The sequence below is a fragment of the Paenibacillus sp. FSL H7-0703 genome (assembly GCF_038003485.1).
Taxonomy (GTDB): domain Bacteria; phylum Bacillota; class Bacilli; order Paenibacillales; family Paenibacillaceae; genus Paenibacillus; species Paenibacillus polymyxa_B.
In genome coordinates, this window is the sequence record NZ_JBBOPF010000002.1 from 1 (window position 1) to 14,575 (window position 14,575).

The 14,575-nt window shown below is 47.0% G+C and carries 16 protein-coding genes; all 16 read right to left on the bottom strand.

All coding sequences use genetic code 11. From position 1 onward, the window contains the following. Nucleotides 1-519, bottom strand: a 519-nt coding sequence (gene spo0A, locus MHB46_RS24385) for a sporulation transcription factor Spo0A (protein ID WP_341163796.1), incomplete at its 3' end; no start/stop codon positions are given. Nucleotides 520-735: 216 nt separating this feature from the next. Further along, nucleotides 736-1,896, bottom strand: coding sequence for a SpoIVB peptidase (spoIVB, locus tag MHB46_RS24390; protein ID WP_341163797.1), 1,161 nt, complete (start codon nucleotides 1,894-1,896; stop codon nucleotides 736-738). Nucleotides 1,897-2,019: 123 nt separating this feature from the next. Beyond that, nucleotides 2,020-3,738, bottom strand: a complete 1,719-nt coding sequence (gene recN / locus MHB46_RS24395) for a DNA repair protein RecN (RefSeq protein ID WP_341163798.1) — start codon at nucleotides 3,736-3,738, stop codon at nucleotides 2,020-2,022. A 58-nt stretch (nucleotides 3,739-3,796) separates the two neighbouring features. Next, nucleotides 3,797-4,246, bottom strand: coding sequence for a transcriptional regulator AhrC/ArgR (gene ahrC / locus MHB46_RS24400; protein WP_013310809.1), 450 nt, complete (start codon nucleotides 4,244-4,246; stop codon nucleotides 3,797-3,799). 16 nt (nucleotides 4,247-4,262) lie between these two features. After that, a complete protein-coding gene (locus MHB46_RS24405) occupies nucleotides 4,263-4,739 on the bottom strand; it encodes a hypothetical protein (RefSeq protein WP_341163799.1) in 477 nt (158 codons plus the stop codon). A gap of 155 nt (nucleotides 4,740-4,894) precedes the next feature. After that, nucleotides 4,895-5,746, bottom strand: a complete 852-nt coding sequence (locus tag MHB46_RS24410) for a TlyA family RNA methyltransferase (protein ID WP_023989243.1) — start codon at nucleotides 5,744-5,746, stop codon at nucleotides 4,895-4,897. Between the two features lie 75 nt (nucleotides 5,747-5,821). Next, on the bottom strand, nucleotides 5,822-7,720 hold the full coding sequence (dxs, locus tag MHB46_RS24415; RefSeq protein ID WP_341163800.1) for a 1-deoxy-D-xylulose-5-phosphate synthase: 1,899 nt from the start codon (nucleotides 7,718-7,720) through the stop codon (nucleotides 5,822-5,824). Nucleotides 7,721-7,827: 107 nt separating this feature from the next. Then, a complete protein-coding gene (locus MHB46_RS24420; protein WP_103048687.1) occupies nucleotides 7,828-8,751 on the bottom strand; it encodes a polyprenyl synthetase family protein in 924 nt (307 codons plus the stop codon). Continuing rightward, the gene (gene xseB, locus MHB46_RS24425; protein ID WP_013310814.1) at nucleotides 8,723-8,983 is read right to left on the bottom strand and encodes an exodeoxyribonuclease VII small subunit; all 261 of its coding nucleotides are present in this window, start codon (nucleotides 8,981-8,983) and stop codon (nucleotides 8,723-8,725) included. The genes MHB46_RS24420 and xseB overlap by 29 nt, the downstream gene beginning before the upstream one ends. Continuing rightward, nucleotides 8,973-10,337 (bottom strand): exodeoxyribonuclease VII large subunit, encoded by a 1,365-nt coding sequence (xseA, locus tag MHB46_RS24430; RefSeq protein ID WP_165177310.1) that lies wholly within the window; start codon nucleotides 10,335-10,337, stop codon nucleotides 8,973-8,975. Before xseA ends, xseB begins: the two co-directional genes overlap by 11 nt. Before the next feature lie 12 nt (nucleotides 10,338-10,349). After that, nucleotides 10,350-11,207: a bifunctional methylenetetrahydrofolate dehydrogenase/methenyltetrahydrofolate cyclohydrolase FolD gene (gene folD, locus MHB46_RS24435; RefSeq protein ID WP_341163801.1), complete on the bottom strand. Its 858-nt coding sequence runs from the start codon at nucleotides 11,205-11,207 to the stop codon at nucleotides 10,350-10,352. A 37-nt stretch (nucleotides 11,208-11,244) separates the two neighbouring features. Beyond that, nucleotides 11,245-11,694: a transcription antitermination factor NusB gene (nusB, locus tag MHB46_RS24440; protein ID WP_165177314.1), complete on the bottom strand. Its 450-nt coding sequence runs from the start codon at nucleotides 11,692-11,694 to the stop codon at nucleotides 11,245-11,247. A gap of 135 nt (nucleotides 11,695-11,829) precedes the next feature. Then, a complete protein-coding gene (locus MHB46_RS24445) occupies nucleotides 11,830-12,063 on the bottom strand; it encodes a DUF2273 domain-containing protein (RefSeq protein ID WP_023989248.1) in 234 nt (77 codons plus the stop codon). A gap of 15 nt (nucleotides 12,064-12,078) precedes the next feature. After that, complete coding sequence (gene amaP / locus MHB46_RS24450; RefSeq protein WP_013310819.1) at nucleotides 12,079-12,618, bottom strand: alkaline shock response membrane anchor protein AmaP; 540 nt, start codon at nucleotides 12,616-12,618, stop codon at nucleotides 12,079-12,081. Between the two features lie 73 nt (nucleotides 12,619-12,691). Continuing rightward, the gene (locus tag MHB46_RS24455; RefSeq protein WP_013310820.1) at nucleotides 12,692-13,105 is read right to left on the bottom strand and encodes an Asp23/Gls24 family envelope stress response protein; all 414 of its coding nucleotides are present in this window, start codon (nucleotides 13,103-13,105) and stop codon (nucleotides 12,692-12,694) included. Between the two features lie 125 nt (nucleotides 13,106-13,230). Further along, a complete protein-coding gene (accC, locus tag MHB46_RS24460; protein ID WP_165177316.1) occupies nucleotides 13,231-14,574 on the bottom strand; it encodes an acetyl-CoA carboxylase biotin carboxylase subunit in 1,344 nt (447 codons plus the stop codon). Nucleotide 14,575: the final 1 nt, after the last annotated feature.

Below are 14,575 nucleotides of genomic sequence, written 5' to 3' on the forward strand. Positions count from 1 at the left end.
ATAGCCCTTGATGTGAGCTGGTACACCAATTTCATGTATGATGGCCGTGATACTGGCATCCAGGTTTTTAGTCTTACCCATAGGTACAACATTGGACCGCATGGATGAAATGGTCACCGGACTGCTGCTAACTAACTGCGGCCCCACTAATTGGCGAACACGGTTAGCCAGCACTTCCATGTCAAACGGCTTCAAAATATAATAAGATGCCCCGAGCTGTACGGCCCTCTGTGTAATATTTTCTTGACCGAATGCAGTCAGCATAATGATTTTCGGCTGTGGAGTCAGGTTCATTTCTCTTAAACGCTCCAATACACCGAGACCATCCAGATGAGGCATAATAATATCTAAAATAAGTACATCAGGTATGTTGCGGGATTCTGCGATGCGTTGGAGCACTTCTTCGCCGTTATAGGCGATTCCTGTAACTTCCATATCCTCCTGATCGGAAATATATTCAGCAAGCAAATTCGTAAATTCCCGGTTGTCATCAGCCAACAATACCTCAATTTTTTGCAATGTACTTCCTCCTCATTGAGTGATATTCCATTGTGATATCTGTTTACAGTATATAAATATTTCTTGTCGGAGTATATGATTTCGACATCGAATTATGAATTCCTTCTGTCGAAAATTATTTTTATTTATTTTTTTTATAGTTTCTATTATAATTGATTCTTTATCTTGCAAATATGAGTTATTCCCCTGCTTTTCGACAAAAAAATCTTAAGGCCACTAGCTCGCCTTAAGATTAGAAGATGATTTCAAGCTTACGTTATTCTGCATGATTCCTGCATCGCGCAGCATCCATTCGATAAAACAACCGTAACCTGATTTAGGATCATTCACAAATACATGTGTCACAGCCCCGATAAGCTTACCATTTTGAATAATCGGACTACCGCTCATTCCTTGCACGATTCCCCCGGTCTTATCCAACAGCTTTGGATCTACAATGCGAATCACAAGTCCTTTGGTTGCTGGTTTGTCCTGCTGAGAAATGTGTACAATTTCCGCCTGAAACCGCTGAATTTGTTGACCTTCCAGTACAGTCAAAATTTCTGCAGGTCCTTCCTTTACTTCATTCGCAAGAGCCACCGGAATAGGAGTTGAATACAATCCATATTGCGGCTCATCTGACATTTTCCCAAAAATTCCGAAATTCGTATTTCGTTCAATATTTCCTAATACCCGATGATCTTTGAGAAAATGAGCGCGTTTTTCTCCTGGTTCCCCACTTTGGCTTTTCGCAATTGACGTCACATTGGACTGCACAATCTCTCCGCTCCCCACGACAATAGGGGTTTGGGTATTCATATCGGTAATTACGTGGCCCAATGCCCCGTATACACCCTGGTCCGGTGCGTAAAACGTTAATGTACCTACACCTGCAGCCGAGTCTCTAATGTACAATCCAAGCCGCCACGCTTTATCATCTTGATCATATGCTGGTGTTAACTTCGTGGAAATCGTCTGTTCTCCTCGACAAAGTGTAATGTCGAGCGGCTTTTTATTCTTACCTGCTTCGTCTACTGCCTCAGCAACCTTTGCCAGGCTATTGAGTGGTTTGCCGTTCATGTGTGTAATCCGATCCCCTAGGCGAATCCCCGCTGTTTCACCAGGTGACACCTTACGATCATTACTTTCCTGAATGATATGGTGACCGACGACAAGCACTCCTGAAGATTTTACTTTGACCCCAATCGTCTGCCCCCCCGGGTATACTTTTAAATCGGGAACTACACTTTCTTGGGTTGTCCTCATGCTTTTAGAGCCGAACAAATCCAAAGAAGCTTGTGGAGGCAGCGCAGCTTGCACATGCTGAGCGTTACCGATAGAACACATAAGAAAAACAAGCAAAAGACCGAGCAATTTGATCCTGGAGTAAAAATTCAATGGCTGTCACGCTCCCTTTGCTTCTTTCGCTTGACGAGTAAAGGTGGTCGCCAATTGCGTACCTATAAGGTAACCTTGCCCCCAGGCTTTTATAACTGTTAAACATTACGCCAGCCGCTCTTTTCAGGCTTTCTTTCCTTCCGCCAAATTCAGCATTTCCTGTGCGTGATGCAAAGTTTTTTCGGTAATTTCCACGCCGCCCAGCATCCGTGCCAATTCCTTGACACGCCCATCCTCCGTAAGTCCCTCAATTTGAGTCATGGTCCGTCCATCATAGACATTTTTCTCAATAAGGTACTGATGATCTGCCATACATGCCACCTGTGGCAAATGAGTAATGGAAAAGACCTGACAAACGGAAGATAAACGATATAGCTTCTCGGCAATGGATTGAGCTGCACGACCACTCACCCCGGTATCCACCTCGTCAAAAATGAGTACTGGAATTTGATCATGACGCGCAAAAATACTTTTCATCGCCAACATGATACGTGATAGCTCACCGCCTGAAGCGATCTTACCAAGTGGACGTAATGGCTCACCTGGATTGGGGGATATAAGAAATTCCGCATTATCAATGCCCTGCTTGGTAGGTCTTACCTTCAGACCTTTATACTCATATCCGCGTGGATCTTCAATTGGATCAATGCGCACCTTGAGTGACGTTCTTTCCATCTGCAGGTCTTTTAACTCCTGCTCCACTTGCTCTGCAAGCTCTTCAGCACAAATTTCGCGTGCTTCTGTAAGCTCTTCCGAAATCTCAAGCAAATCGGAAAGCAGCTCGTCCCGTTTTGCAATGAGCTGCTCCAACCGCTCATCTTTATTTTCCAGCAGATCGGTTTCCTGCTCAATACGGCTATAGTATTCCAAAATCTGCTCTATACTATCACCATATTTTCGCTGTAATCCGGTAATTTGATTCAAACGTTGCTCCACTTCATACAGCTTGCCTGGATTAAATTCAATATCCTCACGATAAGAACGTAATTGGAATGCTGCGTCCTCCAACTGGTAAAAAGCAGACTGAATCTGCTCCGCAATGGGCTGAAGGCTTTTGCTGTCATAGCTTTGGACATCGTTTAATCTGGACAACACGTTATTGATCGTATCCAGTCCACCTCTGCCGCTTAGCAGTTCGTATGCTCCTGATATCCCATCCATCATTTTCTCACTATGGGATAGCTTGACCCGTTCCTCTGCCAATAATTCATCTTCTCCCAATTTCAACTCCGCCGCAGCGATCTCTTCTAATTGAAATCGGTACATATCCAAAAGCTGATAAGCCTTTTGACTGGAACTTTGCAGTTCTCTTACTTCTTTTTCCGCTTTGACAAAAGCATTGTAACGCTCCCGATAAATCGTTTTGACCGGACCGATGACCGAATCACCGAACGTATCCAGCAGCGCCAGATGACGATCTGCACGTAGCAGGCTTTGATGCTCATGTTGCCCGTGGATATTGACGAGTTGCTCACCTACCTCACGCAGCATCGTTAAATTAACCATCTGGCCATTAATTCGAGAAGAGCTTTTCCCTTGAACCGTAAGTTCGCGACGAATCAGCAAATGCTCCTCCGCATTAGCCTTAATCCCTTGTTCCTCAAGTGTATTCCAAACTGGATGTTTTACCGGCAGTTCAAATAAGGCTTCCATCTCTGCTTTATCACAACCGTAACGCACTAAATCAGCAGAGCCCCTACCGCCTGCAATCAGCCCAAGTGCATCGATAATAATGGATTTACCAGCACCTGTTTCCCCGCTCAACACATGAAACCCTTTATAAAAATGAACATCGACGGCCTCTACAACCGCCAAATTCCGTATAGACAAAGTGACCAGCATCGTTCTTTCACCTCTATGATGTACAAATTAAAACGCCTAATATGCGTAGCCATTATAATTAGGAAATGTAGCCCATAAGACGATTCACGATAGCTTCGCTGTTTTCTTCCGATCGGCAAATAATCAAAATGGTATCATCCCCGCTAATCGTCCCCATGATCTCGGACCATTCAATATTGTCCAATAAAGCAGCAATCGAGTTGGCTGTTCCCGGCAGGCATTTCATCACAATCAGATTGGTTGTGTAGTCAATATGCAAAAAGTTATCGACCAACGTACGTTTCAGTTTCTGGGCCGGATTGTAACGTTGATCTGAAGGCATCGAATATTTATATCTGCCATCGTCCATTGGAACCTTGATGAGCAGCAACTCCTTGATATCACGCGATACGGTCGCCTGCGTGACCTGAAAACCAGCCTTACGCAATGCTTCAACCAGATCATCCTGCGTCTCAATCTCATGTTGTGAAATAATTTCCCTAATTTTAATATGTCGTTGACCCTTCATATAATCCTCCTATGGATTAACCTTCATATTCCTCTTCTTCGAGGTCTTCCACTAATGTAATAAGGCGAATACTTCGCTCGTCCGTATCAACGTACAATACACCCGCGCAACCCGGATAGAGCAATAAATACGGCATGAGCCTGTCCCTTAAATCAGGACCACTCCACTCCATTGGTTTCTTGCGGCGTGACGTTTTGACCATATATGTCGAACCGTTTCGTACAGCCACGTAGTCTATAAACAAACGGCTATACACGGTATGTCCATTCACTTTAAAAGCAAGCGGTATTTTCATCTTCCCGCCCACTACTTCATATCCTGCTTCTTCGAGTAGGTCTGTGGCAGGTCCTTCGTCCAAGTCCTCGTTAATCGGTATCGTCTTTAGCACAAGCGGCCCTGGCTCCTTCAACCAGGCACGTAGGCTATACAAAGCCCATATCCCTAATATCACCCCGATCACAGCGATGATAACCGTATCATATCTTGTGTCCATGGACCGATCACCTCATGGACATATTCTAGGACAAGATGTAAAATCCCTTTTCCTTTGTACATCTCATTATAGGCGAACGTGAGTTCTGTAATCAATCCCTCACACCAAAAAGAGGTTCCCTTAAGTTCACAGAACTCATGGAGAACCCCTGAATGTTACTTACGCGATGGACCATTATTAAAAGTCTGACCTGCTTCCTGAACGGTACGTTCAATCAGTGGTCTGAAATCCATCTTCTCCAGCTGCGATTCTGCAGCAGGAAGCCCATCCAAACGCCAATGCGCTAAAAATTCAATATTGCCTTCTCCACCTGTAATAGGCGAATAAGCCAAACCTTGCAGCGTAAGTCCAAGCTCATGTGCAAACATCAGAATGGTCTGCAACACTTCTTTATGCGTAGCAGGATCACGGACCACACCGGATTTTCCGACCTTTTCGCGTCCAGCTTCGAATTGCGGCTTGATTAGAGCTACAATATCAGCAGGTTGATGCAACAAGGCAAGCAACGGGGGCAAAATAATACGTAATGAAATAAAGGAAACGTCAATACTAGCGAAATTCGGCACGGAACCATTCAAATCCGCGGGTGTCATATATCTGAAATTCGTTTTCTCCATTACGCATACTCGTTCATCATTACGAAGGGACCAATCCAGCTGATTATAACCCACATCAATGGCGTATACGTATTCAGCTCCATGCTGAAGCGCACAATCCGTAAAACCTCCAGTGGACGAGCCAATATCCAGCATTGTCCTGCCCTTCATATCCAGCTCAAATTGACGGATGGCCTTCTCCAGCTTCAATCCTCCACGGCTTACATACGGATGCACCGAACCCTTAACTTTAAGCTCGCTGGCGCGTGGTACCTTCATCCCCGCCTTCTCGATCCGTTCGCTGTCCGCCAGCACTAGCCCAGCCATAATCGCAGCTTTAGCTTTTTCACGGCTTTCAAAAAAGCCTTGTTCTACAAGTAATACATCAATGCGTTCCTTCGGAACAGACATGTTAATCTCCCTTTAGGCAGCCAGGCTGCTCTTGTCATACTTTTTATAAACGTCATGGTCTTCCTTCAAGTTACCCTATACGGATTGTCCCATGCCATATGCTGGCTCAGCAGCCCATTTACGCAGCTTTAAGCATACATCTTCAATGGTAAGACCTACTTCAGCACGCTGCTCTTTGATGGAGCCATGCTCCACGAACAGATCGGGAATCCCCATTAGGCGCACCTGTGCCTCTTGTATTTCGGCTTTAGCGTAAAATTCCAGTACAGCGCTACCCAAGCTTCCTGCTTCAGAAGCTTCTTCCAATACGATCAGCTTCGTATGCTGACGAGCCAGCTCACGCAACATATCCTCGTCCAAAGGCTTCAGGAAACGGGCATTCACGACGCCCACTTGCAAACCTTCCCGTTTCATCGCCTCCGCAGCCTCTGTCGCCACCTGGAGCATCGGTCCTGAAGCGATTACAGCAAAGCCCTCGCCTTTACGCAGGAGCTCCCAACTGCCGATGGGAATAGCCTGTAATTCTTTATCCATCGGCACGCCAACCACATTAACACGCGGGTAACGATAAGCAATTGGACCATCTTCATAGTCGAGCGCTGTTTTCATCATATGGCGTAGCTCGTTCTCATCCTTTGGCATCATAAGCACAAGATTCGGGATATGACGCAAGAATGCCACATCAAACACGCCATGATGAGTTTCCCCGTCAGCCCCAACAAAACCTGCACGGTCAATCGCGAACATTACGTTCGCATTATGACGACAGATATCATGCACAATCTGATCATAAGCACGCTGCATAAAAGTGGAATACACCGCAAACACCGGCTTCATCCCTTCCATTGCCAACGCAGCACACATGGTAGCTGCATGCTGTTCAGCAATGCCGACGTCAATCATACGGCTAGGAAACTCTTTACTAAACGGTACCAATCCTGATCCGCCAGGCATAGCGGGGGTGACCGCAACGATGCGCTCATCCTGCTCAGCCAGCTCAATCAACGTTCGACCGAAAATTTCCGTATACATCGGATTACCTACAGCTTTGAGTACCTGACCCGATTCAATTTTGTAGGGACTGATTCCATGCCATTTGTGTGAATCTGCTTCCGCAGGTTTATAGCCCTTGCCTTTGGTGGTTACGACATGCACCAATACAGGGCCAGTGACATTATCAGCCTGCTGGAAGGTTTCGATTAGCTTCGGCAAATCATGTCCGTCCACTGGACCGAGATACGTAAGTCCCAGTTCCTCAAACAGTACACCAGGCACCATCATATATTTAAGACTGTCCTTGACACGGCCAGCCGATTTGGCAAGTTTACCGCCGATCGCGGGTATTTTTTTCAGCAAAACTTCCAGCTCATCTTTTGCTCGCAAATAATGACGGTCCGAGCGAATTTTGCTCAAATAATTATGCATGGCCCCTACATTAGGTGCTATGGACATTTCGTTGTCATTCAGAATGACCATTAAATTTTTGCGCTCATGACCGATATGATTCAACGCTTCGAAGGCCATCCCCCCAGTCAACGCGCCGTCTCCGATCATTGCAATGACTTTATTGTCCTCGCCCTTCAAATCTCGAGCCAAGGCCATTCCTATTGCCGCCGACAGAGAAGTGCTGCTATGACCGGCTTCCCAAACATCATGCTCGCTCTCACTTCTTTTTACAAAACCACAAAGTCCATCACGCTGACGAAGTGTATCAAAACGGTCCATTCGCCCTGTCAATATTTTGTGTACGTAGGCTTGGTGCCCAACGTCATAAATCATCTTGTCCTTTGGACTGTTATAGCAATAATGCAGGGCGATCGTGAGCTCAACCACTCCCAGATTCGATGCCAGATGCCCCCCAGTCACGGACAGCTTCTCAATCAAAAAGCTCCTGATTTCCTCGGCTAGAGAAGCCAACTCCTCAACCGACAGTGATTTCAGATCGCCTGGTTGCTTTATGTGTGGAAGCAGCACGCATATCTCCCCGCTTTCCTTCAAGTTTGTGTGTAAAGTTAACAAGTATTATATCACACTTTTTAACTGTGCTTAAACGCAGACAAGTCAAAACAGCTCTAACGCAACTAATGATCACGCTTCATCAGGTAATCCGCTATCTCCAGCAAACGAGAAGAATCGGGAATACCGCTCTCTGTTATCACTTTTTTAGCAGATGCGGTGAGTTCCTCCACCTGCCGCAAAGATGCGTCCATACCAATGAAATACGGATAGGTAACCTTCTCCTGCTCAACATCACTTTGCGTTTTCTTACCCATTTTGCTCTCATCGCCTATGAGGTCCAGTATATCGTCCTGTATCTGAAAAGCCAGCCCCAAGTCTCGTCCAAAGCGGCGAAGCGCCTCTAATTGACTCTTGTTCGCCCCACCAATCCGTCCACCTGCCAAGAGCGAGAAAATAATCAAATCAGCAGTTTTATGAAGATGGATATATTCCAGTTCCTCGATCCCCGTTATTCCTTGCTCGCCTGACATATCGGCGACCTGTCCACCTACCATGCCCCGCGCGCCACTCATTTCGGACAAATCCTCAACAATAGACAATAGCGAATCGGATGAAACACCGTGACGCCGTCCCGCTTGCACAATGCTGTAAAAGGCATGGGTCAACAGAGCATCACCCGCAAGGACGGCAACCGCCTCGCCGTATACCTTATGATTCGTCAGCTTACCTCGCCGATAATCATCATCATCCATGGCTGGCAAGTCGTCATGAATGAGGGAGTACGTATGTACCATTTCTACCGCACATGCCACTGGCAGCGCAGCTTCCCTGCTTCCACCGAATGCTTCAGCAGCAGCGATCACAAGCAGAGGCCGCAGCCGTTTTCCGCCTGCGGTGAGTGAATAATTCATAGATTCTCGAAGAACATCGGGAATGTTCCAATCGGCCGGGAACTGCTCGGTCAGTGCAGACGAAACCGCATCCGCCGTTCCGGTCAAATATTCCTTGAACGACGGTCTATTCAAGCCCTTCACCGCCGTTTTCATCTAATCCGCCGCCAAAAGGCTTCTTGCGCAAATCTCCATCCTCTTCCACGATCATTTCAATTTTACGTTCAACCTGCTCCAGCTTTTGACTGCAAAGCTGAGACAGCTTCATCCCCCGCTGGAACAAATCAATGGCTTGCTCCAGAGGAACGTCTCCATGCTCCAGTTGTCCGACAATTTCTTCAAGAGCGGCCATAGCCGCTTCAAAATTCAATTCCGTTTCATTCGCCACCGTGCTTCGCGTCCTCCTTCATTCCCCATACTTGGCAGTCCAACTGCCCATCACTCACTTTAATCTTGATGGAATCTCCCGGCTGTACGTCTTTGAGCGACTTAATCAGCCGTTTCTCCTGCTCATCGTATACCAAGCTATAGCCTCGGGCCATGACTTTGAGTGGGCTCAGCGCATCCAGCTGACGAATTCCCGTGTGCAACTGCTGCCGTCCCGTTTTCGTAATAGCACGCATCGCAGACTCCAGCTGACGTTGCGCCATATCCGCCTGCTTGCGTGCCGAACGAATTTGTTCACGTGGATTAAACCGCTCTAGTACCTGACGCATACGTGCATTCTTTTCTGCGTTTAAGCGTGAACGGTTACCCACTGCGCGGATTAGCCGCTGATGCAGCATGTCCATTCGCTCTGCATGCTGTAGCATATAGCGGCGTGGGTGCAGCAGGACTGGTGAACGCTGAAGCCTCACCAAGCGTTCACGGCTGGTTTCCAGCCGCTGCCGGAGGGCGTTGCGCAGGCGTTGCTCACGCTGGAGCAGCTGATCCCGTAGCTCTGCCTGATTAGGCACAGCCAACTCAGCTGCTGCGGTTGGCGTTGCTGCACGCAAGTCAGCCACAAAATCGGCAATGGTAAAATCCGTTTCGTGTCCAACTGCCGAAATAACCGGAATGACCGATGCGTAAATGGCGCGCGCAACCGCTTCCTCATTAAACGCCCACAGTTCTTCCAACGAGCCACCTCCCCGTCCGACGATCATCACCTGAACCTCTTGCATACGATTCATAGCTTCAATTGCCTTGACAATCGAGGGTGCGGCACCTTTTCCTTGTACAAGCACAGGATACAACACAATTCCAGCCTGCGGGTATCGCCGTTGAAGGGTCGTAATAATATCACGCACAGCCGCTCCGGTCGGTGACGTAATCACGCCAATGGTTGCCGGATGGGCAGGGAGATTACGCTTACGAGCAGTATCAAACAGTCCCTCTGCATCCAGCTTTTGCTTGAGCTGTTCGTAAGCCAAATAAAGGCTTCCTATACCATCAGGCTGCATTTGAGTCGCATAAAACTGATATTGTCCATCTCGTTCGTACACGGATACGTTTCCCCGGGCAATAACACGCGTACCTTCTTTCGGTACGAAGGGAAGCCGCTGATTATGGGTTGCAAACATAATCGAACGTATGCGGCTCCCCTCATCCTTGAGCGTAAAGTACATGTGACCACTCGAATGATGCGTAAAATTAGAAATTTCCCCGCGTATCCATACATCAGACAGCACCTGATCCGATTCCAGTTTCATCCGGATATAACGATTCAGGTCCTTTATAGAGTAAATACGTTGTTCAGCCATAGGCAGCTGCCCTTATGCCAAACCGTGCGACCGCTTGGCCGCTACAAGCGTATTTTGCATCAGCATCGTAATCGTCATCGGGCCTACTCCGCCGGGAACAGGCGTAATCGGACCAGACACTTGCTTCACGCTCTCAAAATCAACGTCCCCCGCCAGCTTTCCGTTCTCCAGACGGTTCATCCCCACATCTATCACAACCGCTCCGGGCTTCACGAACGAAGCATCAATAAAGTTGGCTTTGCCGATCGCAACGACTAAGATATCCGCTTGTCGACTTAGATCCCCGATATTCGCTGTACGGGAGTGGCACATCGTAACCGTAGCATTTTCACGTTGCAACAATAAAGACACTGGCTTGCCTACGATATTACTGCGACCAATAACTACCGCATGTTTACCAGCAATCTCCACTCCAGCACGCTTGATTAACTCAATGACTCCAGCAGGAGTACAAGGCAATAGACTATCGTCACCGATGACCAAATTCCCTACGTTCACCGGATGGAATCCATCCACATCCTTCTCCACTGCAATCGCGTCAATGACAGCTTTTTCATGAATATGCTTTGGCAACGGCAGTTGAACCAAAATCCCATGGATAGTACTTTGATGGTTCAGCTTGTCCACTAGTTTCAGTAATGCTTCCTGAGAAGTATCTGCTGCCAACCGGTGAACCTCTGAGTAATAGCCGAGATCATGGCACGCCTTTTCCTTGTTTTTAACATACACCTGTGAAGCCGGATCTTCGCCTACCAATACAACAGCCAGTCCCGGTTGAAAGCGGTGCTCTTTCAGACGAATGACCTCTTGCTGAATGCTTGCGCGAATATCCTGAGAGATTTGTTTACCATCAATGATCGGTGCTGACATGTTTAACCACTCTCCAACCTGATTCAGTAGTCTCTACTTAAAAACGTGTTTTCAATTGCTCCAGTTCTTGAATCACTCGTCCCAGTACACCATTAACAAATTTACCGGATTCCTCGGTACCAAAGTGCTTCGACAACTCAATCGCTTCATTAACAGCTACCTTGGCTGGAACATCCTCACGGAAAATCATCTCATATGCCGCAAGTCTCAAAATTTGACGATCTACACGTGAAAGTCTGCTGATCTGCCAGCCTTTAAGATAATCCACCAACAGCCCATCAATGGCTTCCTTGTGCTCCCACGTACCCCGCACATGCTCTAAAACATACGCTCTTAACACTGCCGCGTCTTTAACGACAACTTCCGCTTCGTTTTCCTCAGCGGCTTCTTGAAGCAACATGTCCACGGCTGCTGCCGCATCCACTTCATTCATTTCCATATGGTACATACTCTGTACCGCTAATTCCCTCGCCAGACGTCTTTTCATGCCCTGCCTCCTACGCTTGCCTATATCTATTTTTCATTCTAACCAATTTCCACAAAAAAACCTGTGAACGCATCCTCCAAAACGTTGGGCGCAAAGAAGCTACAGCTCTATTTTGGAGAACACGTATCACAGGGTTCATTTAAAAGGACGCCAACGCTGCGACAACCAATCGCCCCATTCCTTCCAAGGGAGAAATGAACCAAGCGCTGAATCGCTACGTCTTCCTAGCGTATATCCGATGAACACCATCAATGCAAAGAACAACATATTCCAAAAGCCTGCCCACAAATAAATAAAACCGAAAAAAATACCAGCCGTGATCCCCATGATCCGGCCCTTGTAACTTCCCCATATTTCTTTCCAGGGCATCAGGGAAAATCACCTCTATTCCACACGACTCTTAAAGCTGGGTGACTGAGAAACATTAGCGATGTACACCGACACATTGGACACAGGAATTCCTGTAATTTCTTCCACATGATCGTGTACCCCCTTTTGTACCTCGGAGGTTAACACCGGAATGGAGCTTTCCCCGTCTACAACCGCCCGAATCGTAATATCAAGTCCCGATTCCAACACGCGAACGCGTGCTTTCAAATCCTGCATCCCGCGAAATCGGGAAGCTGCTTTGAGGCACAGATTTTCAATGGTGTCCACTGAAATCTGAATGTCACCATATTCCGTTCGTTGATCAATAGAATGCTGTACGGTTTGGTTCCGTCGAATAGAGATATAAAAAAAACGAAGACTCAATAACAACAGAACCCCTGCAATAATCAGGCTGGTGAACCACACCACTCGCTCATCCTCAATACTTAAAACATACGGAATGGCCCCGCTCAGGAGGAGGATGGCGAGAATGGAAATAATTCCGATACTTAAGCTGTACAAGAACAGCAGAAGTCTGTCCATAACTTTAGCCACGAAACGCACAGCCTCCTTAAATTAGAGTAAACCCTCGACCCATAAGGGTCGGGGGTTTGTACAAAGTATCGCTCTATTTAACCCGTCCGGCGCCCAGCACTTCCGGCTCTTCTACTTTTTCAGCATTTTTGAATTGAACATCATGAATTTGCACGTTCACTTCAACAACGTTAAGACCTGTCATGTTCTCAATCGAACGCTTAACATTATGCTGAATAGCAGCAGCCACCTCAGGCAGACGGTTACCGTACTCAATAATGACGGAGACGTCTACAGCAGCTTCACGCTGTCCGACTTCCACTTTTACACCTTTAGATAAATTTTTGCGGCCTAGCAGTTCGGCAAACCCACCAGCAAATCCGCCACTCATTCCCGCTACGCCTGGTACCTCAACGGTAGCCAGTCCGGCAATGACTTCAATAACTTCTGGGGCGATTTGAATCTCCCCAATTTCTGTACGTTCGAATTCGGTTGGCACTGTGCTCATACCTTCAACACCTTTCGGTCAAAATAAGTTTCATTCCAGCTTTGGATTTCAAAGCAGACATGCTCACTTATTATCCATACTATATCATTTGGCGTTCATTATGACAAACTGAGGAAATATACCGATTAAACTTCGTTTTCCTCCAAAAATTTAATATCAAAATCGCCTCTAATAAAGGTCGGATGCTCTAGCAAGCGCTGATGAAAAGAAATCGTTGTGGGTATGCCCTCAATAGCAAACTCAGACAAAGCCCGCTTCATTTTGGCAATTGCATCTTGCCGTGTAGGTGCCCACACAATCAGCTTGGCGATCATAGAGTCATAATAAGGAGGAATGCTATAACCTGGATATGCTGCGCTGTCTACCCGTACTCCAGGACCGCCTGGAGGCAGATAAAATCCGATTTTACCCGGTGCAGGCATAAAATTGCGATCCGGGTCCTCAGCGTTAATACGGCATTCTATCGCCCAACCATTGATGGTGACTTCTTCCTGCGTAAAGGAAAGCGGATGTCCTTCAGCGACAGAAATCATTTCCTTAATCAGGTCTACACCGGTAATCATTTCTGTTACGGGATGTTCTACCTGAATACGTGTATTCATTTCCATGAAATAGAAATTATTGTCCGGGCCGAGCAAAAATTCGAGAGTACCTGCACCAGAGTATTGAACGGCCAAAGCTGCGCGAACAGCTGCCTGACCCATTTCTTCACGGACATCCTGCGATAGTACAGGACATGGTGCTTCCTCCAACAACTTCTGACGACGACGCTGAACAGAGCAGTCCCGTTCGCCCAAATGGGCAACATTACCATGCTTGTCCGCTATGATCTGTATTTCCACATGTTTCATACCGGTCAAATATTTTTCTAGGTACACACCCGCGTTGCCAAATGCTTTTTGCGCCTCCTGCTGAGCGGTAGTAATTTGCTGAATAAGGTTATCCTCATCTTCGGCGATACGAATACCTTTACCTCCACCACCTGCTGTGGCCTTGATAATTACCGGATATCCAATATCACGTGCGATGCTGATCGCATCCTGCAAATCCTCAACCAGCCCGTCTGAACCCGGAATAACCGGAACTCCGGCATCCTTCATGGTCTGCTTGGCTACGGCCTTATCTCCCATTTTGTTAATGGCTTCAGGAGAAGGACCAATAAACGTAATATTACACGATTCGCAAATTTCAGCGAAGTCTGCGTTTTCCGCCAAAAATCCGTAACCTGGATGAATGGCATCACATTCAGTCAATGTAGCAACGCTCATCAGGTTCGTAAAATTAAGGTAGCTGTCCTTAGATAGCGTCGGTCCGATACAGTAAGCCTCATCTGCGAGACGCACATGTAACGAATCCTTGTCAGCTTCCGAATATACGGCAACTGTCGAAATATTCATCTCGCGGCAAGCGCGAATGATACGAACCGCAATTTCTCCACGATTTGCAATCAATACTTTTTGAAATGTCATG